Below are 18,670 nucleotides of genomic sequence, written 5' to 3'. Positions count from 1 at the left end.
CGAAAAAGCCGGCGAAAGCCGGCTTTTTCATGGGCCCGATTCACAGCCCGAGCAGTTGCCGCAATCCTTCGCGCAGCGGCGTCTGCTGCGGCATGCGGTAATGAGCCTGCAAACGCGCGTTATCGGCCCGCGAATGGCGTATATCGCCAGAACGCGCCGGCAGGTACGTCACCTCTGGCAGGCCGGCACACAGCGTACCGATCTCCGCCAGCAGCTGATTGAGACTGACCGCCTGGTTCCAGCCGACATTCACCGGCACTTCGACGAAGTCGCCAAGCAGGCCCTGCTGCAGTAGCTCGATCAGGTCGCCAACATAGAAGAAGTCACGGGTCTGCTCGCCATCGCCAAAGACGCTGATCGGCAGCCCCTGCTGCGCCCGCCGGGTGAAGATGCTGATCACCCCCGAGTATGGCGACGATGGATCCTGGCGCGGCCCGAAGACATTGAAGAAACGGAACACCGCCGGCTCCAGCCCGTGTTGGCGGCGGTAGAAATCCAGGTAATGCTCACTGGCCAGCTTGTCGGCCGCATAGGGCGTCAACGGTGCCTTGGCAGTGGCTTCGTCGATCGCCACGCCTTCCCCATTGTTGCCGTAGATCGCCGCGCTGGAAGCGTAGATCACACGCCGCACGCCATGCCTGCGCATGGCCTCGCAGACATTCAGGGTGCCGATGAAGTTGCTCTGATGAGTCGCTACAGGGTCATCCACCGACGCCTGCACCGACGCCACAGCAGCCAGATGAGCCACGGCCGAACAGCCCGCGACTGCACGGGAGACCACCTCGGCATCGGCGACATCCCCTTCGATGAAGCTCAAGCGCGGGTTGTCCGGCGGCAGATTGCTGCGCTTGCCCATCGACAGATTGTCCAGCACGCGCACACCGTGACCGGCAGCCAGCAGGGCGTCGACCAGATGCGAACCGATAAAGCCGGCACCGCCGGTTACGAGAATTTCAGCCATGACGGTAATAACGATCCAGCAGGCTCGGCAGACCGGAGCGCCAGGCGCGCGGTTTGATGCCAAAGGTGTGAAGAATTTTCTTGCAGGCCAGTACGGCGTGCTGCGGCTCGTCGGCAGCATCCGGGCGGGCGGCATGCGCCTGGGGCGCGATATCCTCGACCAGATTGCTGCGATAGTGGCGCGCCTCGCTCAGTACCGCCTGCCCCAGGCTCAGCGATGTACTGGCCTCATGACCACCGTAGTGATAGGTGCCCCACAAGGGCGACTCGCAGTCGAGCTGCTTGAGAACGGCCAGAATCACCCGCGCAGCATCGTCCACCGGGGTGGGATTGCCGCGCCGGTCATCGGCGAGATACAGCGCATCGTCGCGCTCGGCCCGCTGCAGAAAGCGTCCCAGCAACCCTTCGCGGCTGTCATCTAGCAACCAGCCGAAGCGCAGCAGCACATGCCGCGGGCAGATCGCGCGCACACTCTGCTCCAGTCTCCATAGCGCCTGGCCACGCGGCCCGAGAGGGATCGACTCTTCCTTTTCGCTGTAAGCAGTGACCCGTGAACCATCAAAAACACGATAGCTGGATGGCTGCAGCAGTACGATGGAGTGATGCTGGCACAACTCGGCCAGACGCTCCACGGCACGCTCCTGAGTGTGCAGACGCGGCTCTGCTACCGACTCGGCCTGAAACCAGTCGAAGTAATAGGCGAGGTTGATCACGGCATCCGGGCGGGTGTCGTCAAGCAACTCGGTCAGGCTCTTCGCATCCCAGCCATCTTGTAGTGGACGAGGCGCGAGAAAGCCGATGCCCTCCTCGGCACCCTGATGCACCAGGGCCTTTCCCAAGGCGTTGCCGCCCCCCAAAAGTAACAACCGCATTCGCATGATTGGTTTAGCAACCTACCCAAAAGCATAAGAGATACACCCCGAACAACAGAGCGAAGGCGCCATTCTGCGGTTTTCGATCACGTACGTCACTATAACGCGCCACGTCGTACCCCGCAGCCGGGCGAGGGCCAGTGCGGTCGCGCGATCAGGCGGGAAGCACTAGGGCCGTAGTCTGGGCGATATCGTCATCGCCGCTGCCGATGGGAAGTGCCAGGGTAAATACGGCGCCGCCATCCTCGGCGTTGCGCACGCTCAGACTACCCCCCTGCCACTGTGCCAGCGTGCGGGCAATCGGCAGTCCCAGCCCAACACCGCTCAGATGCTGGGTACCGGCGCGGCGATAGAAGCGCTCGAAGATCTGCGCATGCTCCGCCTCCGGCACGCCAGTGCCAAAATCACGTACGGCGCAATACAACCAGTTGTCTCGTCTCCATACCCTGATCAGGATCGGCTGGTCTGGCGGACTGTACTTATGCGCGTTCGACAGCAGGTTGACGAGAATCTCCACGCTCCACAGGCGGTCGCAAAGCAGTTGCCCTTCACACTCCAGGGCCCATTCCTGCTGCACCTGCCGCCCCGCCAGCGTGTCAGCGAAGCGTTCAATAGCCTCACTGACGATATCCCGCCAGAGGCAGCGCGACAGTACCAGGGAGCTCTGTACCAAGGTACCCGTCTCGTCCAGCCGCAGTCCGTCGAGCAGGCGCCCAACCAGGCGGTTGAGTTGCCCTACCGAAGAGCGGATGCGCTGCGACCGCTCGGCCACTGGGCCCGACTCGCTTCCATTCTGGCGCATCAGTCGCTGAGCACTGGAGTCGATGACCGACAAGGGAGTACGCAACTGATGTGACATCAACGAGACGAAATCGCGATAGCGCAATCGCACCGAGCGCTCGTGCTCCAGGTCACTGAGCAGCTTACGGGCGTGGCGATGCTGCTCGGCAATCTGGTCGTGAGCTCGCTGGCTCGCCCACATGCTGCGCAGTAACTGCCAGCACAGCACCCCGCCAGCGGCCATGACGCAGAGAATCGACAAAATCAGTTGATGCATCAGTCGCTTGTAGGCGTCGCGACGCTCACCGGCCTGCTCGCGCTCGACCTGCATGATCTTGCGACCGATATCGTGAAGCAGCGCCTGCATCGCCGCGTGATCGACGTCGGCCTCCCCGAGCTGATTTCTGGCCTGCTGCAGCTGCTCGAGCACACCGGCGCGCTGCATGAAATTGGCCTGGCTAGGGGACAGCAGAACCTCCAGCCGCGCCCGCAAAAGATGTCGCTGCAATGCAGCATTGCCCCGATGCCCCTCACTGGGCAACTGACTCGCCTGCAGCAGCAGACTGGCCTGATAGGTGGCCTGACCTGCAGCCCAGACCATGTTCTCCCCCAGGTCCTCGGCAAGTTCCTCTTGCAGATCCAGCAGCGCAATCAGGCTGTAGCTCAGCAGCCCGCCGAAAAATACCACCAGCAAAAGCGCCAGCGCTCGCAGCCACCTTGCTGCCCTCACAACTGCTCCCCACCGAGATTCGGCAAAGTCCAGCCAGCAGCAAGGATCAGTGCCACCAGGTCACTCTGTCGAGAAACTCCGGTTTTCTGAAAGAGATTACGCAGGTGAAAGGCGACGGTGGTAGCCGACACAAACAAGACTTCTGCCACTTCTTCACTACGCTTGCCAAGCGCCAGGAGCCGCGCAACCTTGGCTTCTGTGCGCGTCAGACCGAACAGCATGCGCAGCGCCTCCTCATCAGGCGCCGGGCGGCTCTGTGCGTTGCAGATGAACAGGGCAAACAACTGACAGGCAGCCACCATCGAGGCATCACCACAATCGACCTTGATCAGGCTGACCAATGCGTTGTCGCCGGAGTTGCGCATGTCCAGAGTCTGTACCCGACGAGACTCTCCTGGCAGCGCAGACATCTGCCGAAGGTTCAGATGCAACTGGCGTACCGATTCGGGCACAGCATGTGGCCAGATCACCGTTCCGGCGCCGTCCACCCGCCATAGCGCCTGTTCCTGGAGCAGGTGCTGGGAGCGCTGATTGGCATAAAGCAGCCGCCCATCGCCATCGCAAAGCAATACCGCCCCCGGCAGTTGCGACAGTACGCTGCGCATGCGTTCCACCTGCTCGTCGCGAGAACTGCTTCGGGCGCCCTTCAATCGACCGACCTGCTGCAAACGAGCGGACATCGTCGCCAATAACAGATCGTAGTCAACCGGCTTGACCAGATAATCGTCGACGCCATGCAGCTTCGCCTGCAGCAGGTCATCACGTTCACTCAATGCCGTGAGGAAGATGAACGGTGTAGCCAGCAGATCCGGACGCTGATCTCGAACGTGCCGCAGAACCGCATAGCCATCCGCTGCGTCATCCCCCCCCAGCATCACGTCGCACAGAATCAGATCCGGAGTGAATTCGCCCAGCAGCTTGAACGCCTGGTGCGCGGATTCCGCCGTGCTCACTTCGTAACCTGCGGCACACAACTCGTCGCGCAGGTCATCCAATAGCATTCGCTCGTCTTCGATACACAGCACGCGAACCTTGCCCGAGGCGCCCATCAGGGAGTCACCTCGATGCTGCGCAGCAGCCATACCCAGCGGTGGTCGAAGCGTGAATCCTGAAGCGCTTTATGCTGGTCGCGCGGATAGATCACACGCAATGGCCCGAGGTCTTCCACTCCAAGAAGCTCGCCATTGAGACGGGTGGCAATCAACACATCCCAGAGATAAAAGTCCTCGGTGGTCATGTCGATGCGGTAATCGTCCCAAGAACGCATGGTCATGGGCCTGACCACGCCCTCGGGGATTCCCAGATGAGCCAGCAGATCACGCCCCAGCACTCCCTGCCACCGGCCGATCTGCGGTTGCAACGTGGTACTGGTTTGCAACTCGGACTGGACCATCGCATCGAGTTGCTCCCGCTCAAGCGTCACCACCCGATCGCCCATACGCAGCGTCAACATCGGAGAGAACAGGCCTTCCGCATGCGTCACGGCAGCCAACACCATCAGCCCCAGCGCTACCACGGCACGCACGGCTTGCTTGCGCCCCTGGGCAGGAGCGTTGCAACGAACCGTTTTCAATAACATTGACCGCCACCTCGTTGTTCAAGTCGCGAACGACTCGTTTCTTCTAGTTAGTAACTGGCAGCAGCACCCGACCAACATCGCCAAGCGCCGTTTCAAAAAGGCGTGACTCCTTCCACCGACAATTCCTGACCCATTGATCAACAGCTCAAAAAGCGCGATCCAGAGCCTCTACGGGCCCTGTTCAAGGGCAAACGGCGCATATCGTGAATGAATGCAAAGTACATTTTCAAGATATCGACCGAAAACCTATCTGAACGAACGGGGCGCAGGACAATCGGGGCCACTTAAAGTTCCGCTCAATATCACTCGCAGTGCCTGCCCGTAATCACGCGGCGGGAACCTGCTTGATTCAGGCCCCAATCTCAGGAGCGCTACTATGCCCATGAAGTCACGCACCCGCCAACTAGGTCAGGGAATGACCGAATACATCATCATCGTTGCACTGATAGCCATCTCTGCAATCGTCGTCTACAACCTGTTCGGTAGCACCGTACGTGAGCAGGTCGGTGACATGGCCGCCGAACTGGGCGGCGGAGAGGCCACGCAGGCGGCCAAGGCCACCGGCACCGAGGCTCAACAGGCAGGCGGCACCGCTCATAATCTCGGCAGTTTCAAGCAAGACGAGCGTCAGTAATCGGCAGAGCTGAGCACGCGCGGTGAGAAACAGACGGCAGAATGGTCAGGCCATGGTATTTGGCCTGCTGTTCATGGGGCTGATCGGGCTTGGGATGATCCTGCTTTTCAACCAGGGCATCCTAACCCGTGACCGCGTGCAGGTCGAAAACGCCGCCGATGCTGCGGCCTATTCCCAAGCCAAGCTGTTTGCTCGCCACCAGAACCTGATCGCCTACACCAACCGCGCTATCGTCGCCAATGAGCTGTCGGTCGGTCAGGTCGTGGCGCTGGCTTCCTGGGGCAAGCGCTACGCCAACATGCCGCGGTGGATCAACAGCTTCCCGATCTATCAGTTACCGATTGCCATCATCATTCCGCGCCCAACCATTGGTGACGTGGTCAGCATCGCCACACTGCCGTGGCAAATCCTTGGAATTGGCGCGCGCTTCGTTTCGCTACCGGTGGTCAATGTTTATCCACAGGTGGTATCAAGCTTCAACACCATCATGGGTTTTTTCCAGAAAGCCTTCGCCATTGCCACCTTCGAGGCGCAGACAAAAATAGCCGCAGACGTGGTCGGCCGGCACGTGATGGACAAACCCGGCGGCGACACACTCGAAGTGGCGCCGCTAAGCACCGCGCTGCTGATTCAGAACTTCATCCTGACCTACTTCGCCGACATGTTGCCGGTGCAGGATCTGCTCACCCAACTGGTAGCCAGCGAGCCGCCCCCGGGCGGAACGCTGCCGACGTCGCCCAATAACTCCGAAGGCCTGGAAGAGCCTGACGACCAAGGGTTTCTGGCCGATTTCCTCGGCTCCAAGACCGGTGACCTGATGCCTAGCTCAATGCTGGTCAACGTTGCACCGGAGATGCACAGCAAAACTGGCACGCCCAACGATATTGACTCACGCAACGCCGCTCGAGAATACGCAGCGCTGGTCAACACACAGCGCAACACCTGGCTGAATCAGCGCGACTTCAACTTCGGTCCGTCACTGGACCTCTCGCTGAATTTCTCCCTGGGTTTTCTCGAGATCAAGCTGAACCTGGCGGCCTTCGTCGGCGTGGGTAACGAAGGTGGCACCGCCTACGTCTACAACCCGCTCAGCACGTCGGCCGTCGGCAGCAAGACACCGGTTTACGGATGGGCCTCGGTGGATCACAGCTCGATCGGCTTCCAGATCGACGTCGGTTTGCAGATACGCATCTGCCTGCCCGTGCTCGGCTGCGTCGATGTTCCGCCACTGGAGTTCGGCTTTGGCATGGGCATCCCGCTAGGCGGAGCGACGCATCAGTTGGTGACTAACGTCGGTGACGAAAAGCTGTTCGGCCCGCAGTGGGGAACGCCTGTCGAAGCCGGCCTGATATCGAAGACCCCCTATGGTGACGCCATGGACCCAATCCACGCCGCCACCTGGGCCTGGGGCAACGTGCTGAGCATCTATGGTCTGAACCGTGCCGAAGACGTCACCACAGGCTATAGCGGCTCGCCTTCGTTCTTCGCCCTGGGAGAAGCGCACGCCGAAAGCGGACGTAGCAAGGAATTTACCGTTGCCGTCTCCAAGCCGCTGTCAGCCATAAAAACCAGCGACAACCCGAGCAGCCTGAACCTTCGTCAGGGTCGCTTCGCGCTGGATACCGATACACGCGATAACCCGATGGACTTTGCCTGGGGCGGCGATTCCGAGCGCATGATGACCATCTCCTCGGCCGAGACCTACTTCGCCCCGCCGCCCGGTCGGGATGAATCCCCCAACCAGTACAGTCCCTGGTGGGATGCCCGCCTGCGCGAACCGAGCAAGGTCGTGCAGATGATCGCGTCCGGCGAAATCGATCTCGCCGACGTGCTGGGCCTGTCGGACTTCGGCCCGGCGACCGTGGTCGGTCTGCTGATGGATGTGGCGACCGACTACCTGATCCTGCCAGGCATCGACCGTGCCCTGGAGAAGTTGCCGCCGGTGATCGCCCCGGTCGCCAAACCGGTGATCAACGAAATCAGCGGCAGTGTGCTGGAAAAGGTCAAGGCCGGCATGCTGGATACACTGCAATGAAGACATCCTGCATGCCCCATCGCATCGGTGGACAGGCGATGGCCGAGTTCGTGGTCATGGTTGCCGGTTGCCTGCTGCTGATGTTTGTTGCCGTACCGGTGATCGGCAAGCTCACCGACATGGCCTTCAAGTCGCAGGAAATGGCGCGCTACGCGGCCTGGGAGCGCACCGTCTGGTATGGCTCGACCGAGGATTACCTCGGGCAGAACAGCCGCGACCATAGTCCCTCGCAGTACGACCGCAGTCAGATATCGTCGATTTCACCAGCCGACCGCAGCCTGTATGCGCAACTCGACACGGTCGAGGGGCTGCCGACCCGCAGCAACGCAGACATTTTCAATAGCGCCGAGAAACGTCTGCTGACGTACGAGCAGAAGGCGCGTCTGTTCAGCGACGACGACATCTCCGCCCCAGGCAACGCCGATACCAATCGTTTCTGGCGCTGGACCAGCGGCGACAGTCGTCCCATGACCCTGGCCGGCGCCAGCGCCGGAGGGTCCAGCATGAGCAACAGCGCGCCCGCCTCGATCGCCAACACCCTGGTCGGCGGCTACAACAGCCTGATGAAACCCATCGCGGATGTGGTGAACATCCTCAGTTTCGGCCAGGGCGACGCAGACTTGCTGCAGATCGCCCACCCTCGCCGCAATCTCTACAGCAGCGACGTGCGCATACCGGTATCCCTGGCCGGTAGTTCGCTGGGAAACAAGCCGTTGATTGGTGAGGCCCCACTCTCCCTCAACGCCCGCGCAGCGATCCTGGCCGATGCCTGGGTGGCGCAGGACGAACTGCACATGCGAGAGAAATCCGACGATTTCGTCCTCGGTACCGGCCTGGAAGACAACCCGCTATGGGACGGTATCAAGACCGCCGTAAGCATCATGGAGCCGTCGTTCAAACACATTGATCTGGCCCCGGTGAACACCGCCCCGATCCCCGACAGCGACGTCAAGTGCAACCCCCGAACCGGCTTCTGCTATCTCGATGATTAAGCTCACTCCTCTCGTCGCCATGCTCGCACTGCTCAGCAGCCAGGCGCATGGCGCCTGCGACTACGATGATTTCCCGCGCATGGATTCCATGCTGCTCGGCATGGTTGCCGATGGCATGCAGTGGAACAACAACGCCATGAATGTGCGCAGCTTCCGCGTCCCGACCACGCCGGAGCAGGTGAAGAGTTTTTACGGCAAGCAATGGAAGGACGCCGTCGACTACACCACCTTCGGCCCCTGGGAGCAGATACTGCACCTCAACGACCGCTGCATGATGATGGTCCAGGTACAGGCGCAGAACGAGCGCTACAGCTACGGCAAGCTGCTGCTGACCAACCCGCCCGCGCCGAACGCCAGTGATCGAGCGCTGGGCGAAGGCGTGCCGATGCCCGCCGATGCCCATGTGGTCAGCGACATGCGCAGTGATGACCCTCTGCGCAAGGGTCGCCTGACCCTGCTGCTGATAGCCGACGACATCCACCGTACTCGTGCCTGGTATGAAAGCGAAATGCTGCACCAGGGCTGGCAACTGGAACACCGCAGCACTCTCGCCGGCAGCGTCGTGCTCAATTACGCCAAGGGCCGCGAGCTGATGACCATCGGGCTGCTGCGCCACGAAACCAATACCCAGGTTCTGCTGACCCGGATGGATCATTGATCATGCGCAAATGGCAGAACGGTCAGTCGATGACCGAGTACCTGGTAGTGCTCGGCGTCACCGGTGCGGTGATGGTAGCCACCATGGCCGACGTCGAGAGCATCTTCGAGGCCATGCAGGACAACTACGCCACCCAGTCGCGCGAGATGAACCGTGTTCAGCTGTACGACAGCCACCGCGTGCGCTTCAACGAAGTGGCTCCCGGCGAAGACTACGACGACGGCTCAACCGAGCCCGGCGAGCCTGACATCGAGTTGCCCGCCGCCAGCCTGCCCACCGGGATCTTCGACGAACTGGGCAACCTGATCGGCATCCAGGACGGCGACCGCTATGTCGACAAGAACGGCGACACCATCGCCACCTGTGACATGACCGGACTATGCGTGGACAACAACGGCAACCCGGTAAGCGTCACCCCCATCGATAGCCGAGGCAACGCGCTGACCCTTCAGGCGCTGTATGACGCCGGTGGCAATCTGCTGGGCTTCGCCTACTACATGAATGGCGGCTACTACCATCCTGGCAGCTATCGACCGCTGACCCTGCCCGCCGGCGTTACCGTCGACAAACGCGAGCCCACCAACACGCTCTACGTTGGCGACGGCAAGCAGGCCGCCGGTTTCGAGACGCGCGGCAAGATCTTCGGCCTTGCCAGCGTCTACGCACAAACCACCCTCGGTGCCGGCGGCATCAGCGCCAGCGCCGAACAACTGCTCAGCGTGGCCTACACCACCCCGCCAACGGGCTGGGAAGGCATCTCGCCGTGCGTGGTGATGAGCAACGCGCAGATGGCCGACATCGACATCATCGCCGTAGGCGGCTTCAGCACGCCGGTGGCCACGCTGGGCTCCTCGGGCAAGCAGGCCCTGGCGGATCCGGCTTCGCTGCGCAACGTGAGAACCACTGCGGCGGCCTGCAACGCAGCCAAGCAGGCCACGCTCTATCCGGGCGGGCACTGGGTCGTATCAGACAAATAACAAGCACATCGCGATCGCCCTGCAGTAGCGGGCATCTTTAGGAAACGGGGAGCAACATGTCATCGGTTTCAGGTAAAAAACTACTGATAATCGCGGTCGCCTGCGGGCTGCTGGCCGCAGTTCTGGGCTGGGCGTACCTGAAGGCCAAGGAGTCCCAGTACAAGGCTGCCTACAAACCTGCCACGCAGGTCATGGTTGCGGTAGTTGTCCCCAAGGAAGACATCGGCAAGTCCCAGACCCTGTCACGGGAAAATGTCGCAGCCATGGACGTGCCACGTGAATACCTGCCCTCCAACGCGGTGCTGGCTGAGGACTGGCCGCGGGTAGAGAACCGCATGGTGATCACCCCATTGCAGCGCGGCCGGCCGATTACCTGGGACGCGGTGGAAAGCACTCGCGTCTCGCGCCTTTCCGAGAACGTCGAGCTGGGCAAGCGCATCAAGACCGTGCAGGTCAACAAGATCAACTCCTTCGACGGCATGCTCCGCCCGGGTGATCGCATCGACCTGCTGGGCAGCTTCTCCGCGGGTGATGTCGGCCTGCAACAGCAACCGAACTACTCCGACCAGGTCGTCATGACCGTTCTGGAGAACGTCGAGGTACTGGCCGCTGGGCGCGAGGATGCCAAGGGCAAGAAGTACGAGAAACACTACGACCGCAATTCCGCCGACGGCTTCAACATGGGGTTCTCCACCCTTTCGCTGATGCTCTCGCCCGCCCAGGCGGCGCGGGTTGAAGTCGCGGAGAAGGCTGGCGAACTGGTTGCCGTACTGCGTAATCCCAAGGATACGAGCAACGCCTCGCTCGACCAGATCACCGTCGCCAGCCTGCTCGACCCGCTGCCGGCGGAAACCGTCGATGTGGTGCTCGATGCAGACGGCAACCTGCTCGGCCGCATCATTGGCGACAACGTGGTCGGGCTCGACGGGCGCATCATCGGCCATATCGTCGATGGCAAGGCCATTGGCCTCGACGGCAAGGTCATGGGCCGCATCGTCCGCGGTCTGGCGGCCGACGATCCGCTGCTGCGCATGCGCGAACAGGCCACCGTGGTCCGCGACGAGGCCGGTAACGTGATCGGCAAGGTGGTCAACGGCCAGGTGGTCGATCGCAACGGTCAGGTCATCGGCAAATATGAAGACGGCAAGGCCGTCGGCCTGGACGGCCAGAGCCTGGGCCGCGTCGAGGAGAACGTGGCCCTGGATGCCAGCGGTCAGGTCATCGACATGCGCAGCTCGCAGGTGCAAGCCGCTGCAGCGGCGCAAACTCACGAACGCCCGGTGGTCCGTGATGGCAACGGCAAGATCATCGGCTTCGTCGATGGCGACCAGATCAAGAATGCCGAGGGCGCACTCATCGGCCATGTCAGGGACGGCCAGGCCATCGGTCTGGACGGTAAGGTGCTCGGCACCCTGAGCACCGCCCTGTTCGATGCCAACGGCAATCTGGTCGGGGAGATGGGCGAAGTGGTCCGCGGTGCCGACGGCAAGATCCTCGGCACAATCAAGGACGGCAAGCTGGTCGATGCCGACGGCAAGGTGCTCGGCACCGTCAAGGACGGCCAGGTGCTCGATGCCAGCGGCAAGGTGCTTGGCGAGGTCGAACTGGCCCTGCTCGGCGCCGATGGCAAACCGCTGGCCGATGCGGCCCAGGTGGTGCGTGACGCCAACGGCAATGTGATCGGCACGGTTGTCGGAGACCAGATCATCGATGCGCAGGGCCGCTCCGTCGGTTCGATCAAGGACGGCAAGGCCGTCGATAGCAGCGGTAAGGCCATCGAAGGCGCCAGCCTCGATGTGCAGCAGGACGTCGTGCAGATCGTCCGTGATGCCCAGGGCAACGTTATCGGCACCCTGCGTGGCGACCGCGTGTATGGCCCTGACGGCAAGCTGATCGGCCGCCTGGTGGACGGCAAGGTGATCGACGCCAATGGCAACGTTCTCTACCGCGGCGTCACCGTCGGCCTGGAGACTCCGCGCGACAGCAGCGCGCCGAAGCGCGAAGCCAATCGAATGATCCAGTTCATCCCCGGAGGCACCGGCAGCAATGGCGTAATTCCGGTTCAGACGCTGCGCCTGGAATAACCCGAACCTCAACGTGCCGCGCCGCGGCACGTGACCACCATATAAGAAGTTTTTGCTGGGGCAATCATGAAAAAACAAAGCGTATTCGGCGTCTTCTGCGCCTTGTGCCTGTGCAGTGCCGGTCATGCCGCCGAGCTGCCCAATGCAGTCGTGCTCTACGACGGCGACGTTCGCGTTCTGGAAGCGCCGGGGGTCGAGCGCGTCGCGGTAGGCAATGTGGAAATCATCAGCGCCACCATGCTGAAGAACGAGGAAATCGTGGTAACCGCCCAGCAGCCCGGCGAAACCACGGTGCAGGTCTGGTTCGACGACAACACCCGCAAACAGATGAGTGTGGTGGTGGCCAAGGCCAACGGCTACCGTCAGTTTGGCGAGTTGAAAGCGCTGCTCAGTGATATCCCGGGTCTGAAGATCCGTACTGTCGGCCGTCAGGTGGTGCTCGAGGGTCGCCTCAGCGGCGAATACCTGAGCCGGGTCAAGGAGGCGGCCAAGTTCTACGACAACGTGCTGGTACTGGCCGAAGAGCAGAGCGGCGCGGCGACCAAGGCCGATTCGGCCGAGGTCCTGGAGGAAGTCCAGGCCATGCTCGGACAGATTCCCGGAATCAAGATCAAGGCGGTTGGCCGGCAGATCGTCATCGACGGCGACCTGCATGCCGTCGACATGAGTCGTATCGAACTGCTCAAGGAGCGCTACCCGGACATTCTGGTCCTGGCTCAGCCGATGTCGGAATTCCTTGCACCGATGATCTACTTCGACGTACGCATCACCGAATTTGCCAAGGATGACGTTGAAGAACTGGGTATCAACTGGAGCACCAGCATCGCCGGCCCTTACGTCGAATTCGCCGCCGACGGCGGCAGCAGTGCAGGCCAGACGGTGAATGGCTGGCAGGGCAACTGGGGCATCGCCAGCGAGATCAGCTCACGCATCAACCTGCTGGAGAAGAACGGCTCGGCGCTGACCCTGGCCTCCCCACGCCTGTCGGCGCGCAGCGGCGGCAAGGCCGAGCTGACCGTCGGCGGCCAGGTGCCGGTGGTGACCAGCAGCATCAACGGCCCATCGGTGGAGTACAAGGATTTCGGCATCCTGCTCAACATCGCCCCGCAACTGTACGGTAGCGACCAGATCGCCACTCATGTGCTGGCCGAGATCAGTCAACTGGACAAGGCCAACCAGGTCGGTGAATACCCGGCATTCAAGACCCGCCGTACCGAGAACGAAGTGCAGCTCAAGGTCGGCGAAACCCTGGTGCTGTCCGGTCTGGTCACCGAGGACAGCCAGATCACCCGCGAAGGCATCGTTTTCCTCAAGGACCTGCCGGTACTCGGCACGCTGTTCAGCAACAAGAGCGGCAAGGGCAACCGCACCGAACTGGTGATCTTCATCACCCCGCGCCTGCTTACCCCCGGCGCCGGCAATCCGACCGAGCAAGAACTCCAGCGCCAGCAGCGGATGGTCGATCAGTACCAGGCCGCCTACGGCGCCATCGAACTGATCGACTGAGGCGCCCATGTTCGAGATCGAAGTCACCTACAAGGACGGCCAACCGGTCGACAAGCTGACCTGCACCAGTGCCATCTGCGAACTGGGCAAGGCACGCACAGGGCTGATCCGCTTGCGCGGCTGGAAGGTCGCGCCGATCCATGCGCGTATCGAGCAGTCACTGGCCGGACTGTTCGTCGAGGATGTCAGCCGCGGTTACGAGGTTCGCGTCAATGATCGTCCGGTCAGCCGCCATGGACCGCTGACCCCGGACGACGTGATCGCCATCGGCGGCTACCTGGTGCGGGTAAGGGCCATCAGCGCACAGAACGAGACGCTGATGCCCGAGCTTGCCGCCGAGGGCGAGGCTCCGGCGATCGTGGCGGAAGTGGCCGACGACGGCCGCGAGGCCTATATGGAGTGGGCTCAGTTCGTCCAGCTCGAGCTGTTCCGCGCCCTCGATCTGCGCCGCATGAACCTCGACAGCATGGGCCCGGAGGAAGTACGCGCCACCCTGTCCGACCTGGTCGACGAACTGCTCGGCCAGGTTGCCGGGCGCCTGCCACCGACGGTCAAGCGCGAAGTTTTGCACAAGATCGTGCTGGACGAGGCTACCGGCCTCGGCCCACTGGAGGACCTCCTGGCGGATAAAAGCGTCAGCGAGATCATGGTCAACGCCCATGATGACATCTACGTCGAGCGGGCCGGACGTCTGGAAAAAACCCCGATCAACTTCAGCTCCAACGCGGCTGTACTGTCGACCATCGAGCGGATCATCTCGCCGCTGGGCCGACGCATCGACGAAAGCTCGCCGATGGTCGACGCACGCCTCAAGGACGGCTCGCGGGTCAACGCCATCATTCCGCCGCTGGCGCTGCGCGGGCCGTGCCTGACCATCCGTAAGTTCTCAGAGAAGAAGCTCACCACCGATGACCTGATCCGCTTCGGCTCGATCAACGAGCCAATGGTGGAGTTCCTCCGAACTGCGGTGGAACAGCGCATGAATATCGTTGTGTCCGGCGGTACAGGTTCAGGCAAGACCACCCTGCTCAACATTCTGTCGAACTTCATCCCCATGGAAGAACGCGTGGTGACAGTGGAGGACGCCGCCGAACTGAAGCTGGTGCAACCGCACGTGGTAGCGCTGGAAGCGCGTCCGGCAAACATGGAAGGCAAGGGCCAGGTGACCATCCGCGATCTGGTGCGCAACTGCCTGCGGATGCGCCCCGACCGCATCGTGGTCGGCGAGTGCCGCGGCGGCGAGGCTCTGGACATGCTGCAGGCGATGAACACCGGCCATGACGGCTCGCTGACCACCGGCCACGCCAACAGCCCGCGCGACATGCTGCGGCGTCTGGAGGTGATGGTACTGATGGCCGGCATGGACCTTCCGGTACAGGCCATCCGCGAGCAGATCGCCTCGGCAGTGCAGATCATCGTCCAGCAGACGCGCTTCGGCGACGGTTCGCGGCGTATCACCAGCATCACCGAGATCACCGGCATGGAGCAGAGCACCATCCAGCTCAACGAGATCTTCGCCTTCCAGCAGCAGGGCTTCGACGACAAGGGCCGGGTCAAGGGCCATTATCACGCCACCGGCCAGGTGCCGGAGTTCTACGAGGAGCTGAACAAGCGCGGCATCGGCGTGAACATGGGCATCTTCCGCCCGGGAGCCCACGATGTCTGAGTTGCTGCTCTACCTGAGCGCCGCCCTGCTCGCCCTCGGCGGCTTCTCCCTGGCTCTGCTGCTGTCGGAGCGGGTGGCTGACCAGCTGTCCTTCTACCGGTCACAGTTCAGCCGCAGCGCAGAACTGGACATGGCCGACATGTTCATCTTCGCCAGTGGCAAGCAGCTGTTCGTGCTCAATGCCATGTTGCTGGTGCTGGTACCGCTGTTCCTTCACGTACTGTTCGACATCACTCTGATCACGATCGCCGGGGCGATCATGATGCTGTTCGTGCCGAAGCTGGTACTCGGCCAGTTGCGCAAGAAGCGCCTGCGCCAGTTCGAGGAACAGTTGCCCGACGCCTTCATGCTGCTGTCCAGCAGCCTGCAGTCCGGCGCCAGCCTGAACATGGCGCTGGAGAACGTGGTGCAGCAGTCGCCCGCCCCGCTCAGCCAGGAATTCGGCCTGCTGATCAAGAACATCCGCCTGGGTGTAACCCTGGAAGACGCACTGATCAAGCTGGAACAACGCCTGCCCCTGCCCTCGTTCGTCATGGCCAGCTCGGCCATACGCATCAGTCGCGAGGTCGGCGGCAATCTGGTGGAAACCATCAACACCCTGGCCGCGATGTTGCGCCGCAAGAAGGTCATGGAAGGCAAGATCGACAGCCTCACCGCGCAGGGCAAGGCCCAGGGCACCTTCATGGCGATGCTGCCGATCTTCCTCGCGGTGATTCTCAGCTTCATCGAACCGGAAGCCATGAGCCAGCTGTACACCACGCGCAACGGCCTGATCGTGCTCAGCGTGATGATCATCATGCAGATCATGGGCTTCGTCTTCATCAGAAAAATCACCCGGATCGACGCCTGACATGAGCGAACTACTGGCCCTGCTCAGCAGCACCAGCCTGGGCATTACCGTCACCTGTTTCCTGTTGCTGCTGATCTCGCTGCTCTCGCTGCTGCCGGAGGAAAACCGCGCCTACATGGACCCTGTGCCAAGCTGGGTTCGGCCGATCTGGCCTCTGGTGCGTCTGATCAACCATTTCCTCTGCAGCAACCTGCCACCGCGCCTGATGGACAAGGTCGACGCGAAGCTGCAGAAGACCGGGGCGCTGTACGTGCTCACGGCGGAGGACTTCGTCGCGCTGTGCCTGACCATGAGCCTGCTGTTGCCGCTACTGGCAATCCTGCCCATGGCCACCGGCAAGAGCGGCATCATCTGGTCGGTCGTGGCGCTCATGGTCGCCATGGGCGCGCTGCTGCCGGTGATGTGGATTCACGATACGCACAAGCGCCGCGACCAGGACATCGTCCGCAACCTGCCGGTATTTCTCGAGTACCTGACCATGTGCGTGGACGCCGGTCTGAACTTCCTCGGCGCGCTGCAGCAGGCTGTGGACAAGGGTCCCAACGGCGCCATGAAGAACGAGTTCCGCATTGTCCTGCGTGATATCCGCTCCGGTCTGCCGCGTGCCGAAGCGCTGGCGCGCATGGAGCAGCGGATCAACATCAAGGACGTGTCGACCTTCGTGCGTTCGGTGATCCAGGCGGAAAAGATGGGCAGCAGCCTGCGCACCACCCTGCAGATCCAGGCTCAGCAGCGCTTGGAAGAACGCTTCCAGCGTGCCGAGAAAACCGCCATGGAGGCGCCAGTAAAGCTGATCATTCCGCTGATCGTGTTCATCTTCCCGCTGACCTTCGTCATCTTGCTCTTCCCCATCGTCGTCAAGTTCCTGGGTGAAGCATGATCACGGCGCAGCTGCTCGGTCATGACGGGCGCCAGCTACCGCTGAGCCTGGAGCCCGCCTTTACCCTCTGGTCCCGCCTGAAGGGCCTGCTTGGCCGCAGCAGGCTGGCACCGGCCACCGGCCTGTGGATCGCCCCGTGCAATTCGGTGCACTGCTTTTTCATGCGCTTTGCCATCGACCTGCTGTACCTGGACGGCCAGCAGCGCGTCATCGCCGTGCGCCACACCCTGAAGCCCTGGAGCCTGAGTCTGTGCTGGCCAGCACGCAGCGTCATAGAACTGGCTGCGGGCGAGTGCCAGCGCCTCGGCATCCAACCTGGAGACATCGTGCAATGCGAGCACTATCGCTGACCCTCATCCTGCTCACCCTGACCGGCTGCGCCACTCTGGCGAGCGGCGACCTGGTAGAGCTGCAGCGCCAGGCCGACAGCGCCTATAGCGACGCGGACTACGCCCGCGCCAGCGAACTTTACGAACGTCTGGCCAGGGCCCTGCCCACCGACGCGGGCGTGCGCTTCCAGCGTGGCAACAGCCTGGCACGCCAGGGTGATCACGCCGGCGCCATCGCCAGTTACCGCGATGCGCTGACCCGCGATCCGCAGCACGCGCGTGCCTGGCACAACCTGCTTCAGGTACAGCTTCAGGAAGCCCGGCTGACCGCCAGCGAGATGCAGCGCTATCTCAGCGCGCAGAGCCCGCATGCCGACCTGGCGCTCAAACGTGCCGAGCGGCTGCTGGAGGCCAGCCCATGAGTCCGCGCCGCACCGAACATGGCCAGGCAATGGTGGAGTTTCTGATCATCATCCCGGTGCTGATCATCCTGATCTTCGGTGCCGTGCAGGCCGCGCTGATCTACTCGGCCAAGAACGGCCTGAACTACGCCGCGTTTCAGGCCGCCCGTATCGGCTCGATGAACAGCGCGCAGTACACCGACATGCGCCGCGGCCTGCTACGTGGCATGTACCCGATGTTCAGCCAGTTCCCGGAAAACGAGCGCATGGAGCGGACGGCCCTGGAGGTCGACAATTTCGTGCTGATCACTCGCGTCAGTCCCAGCACCGCGATGTTCGCGGACTACGAAGAAGATCATGAGGACCTGCTCGGTGATGGCGAAACACGTCTGGCAATCCGTAACAGCAACCTGATGCACCACCAGAACGACGGCAGCGGCCTGAGCCTGCAGGATGCCAACCTGCTGAAGATCCGCGTGCAGTACTGCATGCGCCTGATAGTGCCGATGGTCGAGCACCTGCTCAGCTCCGCCTCGGCATTCAATCACCGGCAGACCGTAGCCAGCTTCCGCGAGGTCTCGCGCGAGACCACCAGCGAATACGAGGCTGTCTGCCGAGGGCGGCGCGGTTTCGTCGTCACCTCCGAGGCCACCGTACGCATGCAGAGCCCGGCGTCCTATGACGAGGACTATTGCGGCAACCGCATGCTCTGCCCCTGAACCGAAGGTCGGATCGTC

Annotated in this window: 18 protein-coding genes; 13 read left to right on the top strand and 5 right to left on the bottom strand. The window is 62.2% G+C overall.

Annotated elements, in window-relative coordinates; genetic code table 11:
* Positions 1-40: 40 nt before the first annotated feature.
* From OEG79_RS03255 to OEG79_RS03235, 5 genes are all read right to left on the bottom strand, one after another.
* On the bottom strand, positions 41-961 hold the full coding sequence (locus OEG79_RS03255) for an NAD-dependent epimerase/dehydratase family protein (RefSeq protein WP_264147409.1): 921 nt from the start codon (positions 959-961) through the stop codon (positions 41-43).
* Positions 954-1,838 carry a sugar nucleotide-binding protein gene (locus tag OEG79_RS03250; RefSeq protein ID WP_230925638.1) on the bottom strand — a complete coding sequence of 295 codons (885 nt, stop codon included), beginning with the start codon at positions 1,836-1,838 and terminating at the stop codon, positions 954-956. The genes OEG79_RS03255 and OEG79_RS03250 overlap by 8 nt, the downstream gene beginning before the upstream one ends.
* Positions 1,839-1,986: 148 nt before the next feature.
* Positions 1,987-3,342, bottom strand: a complete 1,356-nt coding sequence (locus OEG79_RS03245; RefSeq protein WP_264147408.1) for a sensor histidine kinase — start codon at positions 3,340-3,342, stop codon at positions 1,987-1,989.
* Positions 3,339-4,391 (bottom strand): response regulator, encoded by a 1,053-nt coding sequence (locus OEG79_RS03240; RefSeq protein WP_264147407.1) that lies wholly within the window; start codon positions 4,389-4,391, stop codon positions 3,339-3,341. The genes OEG79_RS03245 and OEG79_RS03240 overlap by 4 nt, the downstream gene beginning before the upstream one ends.
* Positions 4,391-4,921: a molybdopterin-dependent oxidoreductase gene (locus OEG79_RS03235; RefSeq protein ID WP_264147406.1), complete on the bottom strand. Its 531-nt coding sequence runs from the start codon at positions 4,919-4,921 to the stop codon at positions 4,391-4,393. Before OEG79_RS03235 ends, OEG79_RS03240 begins: the two co-directional genes overlap by 1 nt.
* Before the next feature lie 382 nt (positions 4,922-5,303).
* Between OEG79_RS03235 and OEG79_RS03230 the strand changes: the two genes are divergently transcribed.
* The 13 genes from OEG79_RS03230 (at position 5,304) to OEG79_RS03170 (ending at position 18,652) form a co-directional block, all read left to right on the top strand.
* A complete protein-coding gene (locus OEG79_RS03230) occupies positions 5,304-5,555 on the top strand; it encodes a Flp family type IVb pilin (protein ID WP_264147405.1) in 252 nt (83 codons plus the stop codon).
* A gap of 52 nt (positions 5,556-5,607) precedes the next feature.
* Positions 5,608-7,590, top strand: coding sequence for a hypothetical protein (locus OEG79_RS03225; RefSeq protein ID WP_264147404.1), 1,983 nt, complete (start codon positions 5,608-5,610; stop codon positions 7,588-7,590).
* Positions 7,591-7,601: 11 nt separating this feature from the next.
* Positions 7,602-8,582: a hypothetical protein gene (locus OEG79_RS03220; protein WP_264147403.1), complete on the top strand. Its 981-nt coding sequence runs from the start codon at positions 7,602-7,604 to the stop codon at positions 8,580-8,582.
* Complete coding sequence (locus OEG79_RS03215) at positions 8,575-9,240, top strand: hypothetical protein (protein ID WP_264147402.1); 666 nt, start codon at positions 8,575-8,577, stop codon at positions 9,238-9,240. Before OEG79_RS03220 ends, OEG79_RS03215 begins: the two co-directional genes overlap by 8 nt.
* Positions 9,241-9,242: 2 nt before the next feature.
* Positions 9,243-10,217: a hypothetical protein gene (locus tag OEG79_RS03210; RefSeq protein WP_264147401.1), complete on the top strand. Its 975-nt coding sequence runs from the start codon at positions 9,243-9,245 to the stop codon at positions 10,215-10,217.
* Between the two features lie 56 nt (positions 10,218-10,273).
* On the top strand, positions 10,274-12,301 hold the full coding sequence (cpaB, locus tag OEG79_RS03205; RefSeq protein ID WP_264147400.1) for a Flp pilus assembly protein CpaB: 2,028 nt from the start codon (positions 10,274-10,276) through the stop codon (positions 12,299-12,301).
* Positions 12,302-12,367: 66 nt separating this feature from the next.
* A complete protein-coding gene (locus tag OEG79_RS03200; RefSeq protein WP_264147399.1) occupies positions 12,368-13,807 on the top strand; it encodes a type II and III secretion system protein family protein in 1,440 nt (479 codons plus the stop codon).
* 7 nt (positions 13,808-13,814) lie between these two features.
* Complete coding sequence (locus OEG79_RS03195; RefSeq protein WP_264147398.1) at positions 13,815-15,473, top strand: ATPase, T2SS/T4P/T4SS family; 1,659 nt, start codon at positions 13,815-13,817, stop codon at positions 15,471-15,473.
* Entirely contained in the window at positions 15,466-16,323 is an 858-nt protein-coding gene (locus OEG79_RS03190; RefSeq protein WP_264147397.1) for a type II secretion system F family protein, read from the top strand. The genes OEG79_RS03195 and OEG79_RS03190 overlap by 8 nt, the downstream gene beginning before the upstream one ends.
* Before the next feature lies 1 nt (position 16,324).
* A complete protein-coding gene (locus OEG79_RS03185; protein ID WP_264147396.1) occupies positions 16,325-17,203 on the top strand; it encodes a type II secretion system F family protein in 879 nt (292 codons plus the stop codon).
* Positions 17,200-17,553 carry a DUF192 domain-containing protein gene (locus OEG79_RS03180; protein WP_264147395.1) on the top strand — a complete coding sequence of 118 codons (354 nt, stop codon included), beginning with the start codon at positions 17,200-17,202 and terminating at the stop codon, positions 17,551-17,553. Before OEG79_RS03185 ends, OEG79_RS03180 begins: the two co-directional genes overlap by 4 nt.
* Entirely contained in the window at positions 17,535-17,954 is a 420-nt protein-coding gene (locus tag OEG79_RS03175; protein WP_230925650.1) for a tetratricopeptide repeat protein, read from the top strand. The genes OEG79_RS03180 and OEG79_RS03175 overlap by 19 nt, the downstream gene beginning before the upstream one ends.
* A complete protein-coding gene (locus tag OEG79_RS03170) occupies positions 17,951-18,652 on the top strand; it encodes a TadE/TadG family type IV pilus assembly protein (protein WP_264147394.1) in 702 nt (233 codons plus the stop codon). The genes OEG79_RS03175 and OEG79_RS03170 overlap by 4 nt, the downstream gene beginning before the upstream one ends.
* Positions 18,653-18,670: the final 18 nt, after the last annotated feature.

The organism is Pseudomonas sp. Z8(2022) (genome assembly GCF_025837155.1).
Taxonomy (GTDB): Bacteria; Pseudomonadota; Gammaproteobacteria; order Pseudomonadales; family Pseudomonadaceae; genus Aquipseudomonas.
This window is presented reverse-complemented; position numbering and strand designations above follow the sequence as displayed.

Coding starts and splice junctions, on each gene's coding strand:
- OEG79_RS03255 (WP_264147409.1), bottom strand. CDS start 961: ATGGCTGAAATTCTCGTAACCGGCGGTGCCGGCTTTATCGGTTCGCAT.
- OEG79_RS03250 (WP_230925638.1), bottom strand. CDS start 1,838: ATGCGAATGCGGTTGTTACTTTTGGGGGGCGGCAACGCCTTGGGAAAG.
- OEG79_RS03240 (WP_264147407.1), bottom strand. CDS start 4,391: ATGGGCGCCTCGGGCAAGGTTCGCGTGCTGTGTATCGAAGACGAGCGA.
- OEG79_RS03235 (WP_264147406.1), bottom strand. CDS start 4,921: ATGTTATTGAAAACGGTTCGTTGCAACGCTCCTGCCCAGGGGCGCAAG.
- OEG79_RS03230 (WP_264147405.1), top strand. CDS start 5,304: ATGAAGTCACGCACCCGCCAACTAGGTCAGGGAATGACCGAATACATC.
- OEG79_RS03225 (WP_264147404.1), top strand. CDS start 5,608: ATGGTATTTGGCCTGCTGTTCATGGGGCTGATCGGGCTTGGGATGATC.
- OEG79_RS03220 (WP_264147403.1), top strand. CDS start 7,602: ATGCCCCATCGCATCGGTGGACAGGCGATGGCCGAGTTCGTGGTCATG.
- OEG79_RS03215 (WP_264147402.1), top strand. CDS start 8,575: ATGATTAAGCTCACTCCTCTCGTCGCCATGCTCGCACTGCTCAGCAGC.
- OEG79_RS03210 (WP_264147401.1), top strand. CDS start 9,243: ATGCGCAAATGGCAGAACGGTCAGTCGATGACCGAGTACCTGGTAGTG.
- cpaB (WP_264147400.1), top strand. CDS start 10,274: ATGTCATCGGTTTCAGGTAAAAAACTACTGATAATCGCGGTCGCCTGC.
- OEG79_RS03200 (WP_264147399.1), top strand. CDS start 12,368: ATGAAAAAACAAAGCGTATTCGGCGTCTTCTGCGCCTTGTGCCTGTGC.
- OEG79_RS03195 (WP_264147398.1), top strand. CDS start 13,815: ATGTTCGAGATCGAAGTCACCTACAAGGACGGCCAACCGGTCGACAAG.
- OEG79_RS03190 (WP_264147397.1), top strand. CDS start 15,466: ATGTCTGAGTTGCTGCTCTACCTGAGCGCCGCCCTGCTCGCCCTCGGC.
- OEG79_RS03185 (WP_264147396.1), top strand. CDS start 16,325: ATGAGCGAACTACTGGCCCTGCTCAGCAGCACCAGCCTGGGCATTACC.
- OEG79_RS03180 (WP_264147395.1), top strand. CDS start 17,200: ATGATCACGGCGCAGCTGCTCGGTCATGACGGGCGCCAGCTACCGCTG.
- OEG79_RS03175 (WP_230925650.1), top strand. CDS start 17,535: ATGCGAGCACTATCGCTGACCCTCATCCTGCTCACCCTGACCGGCTGC.
- OEG79_RS03170 (WP_264147394.1), top strand. CDS start 17,951: ATGAGTCCGCGCCGCACCGAACATGGCCAGGCAATGGTGGAGTTTCTG.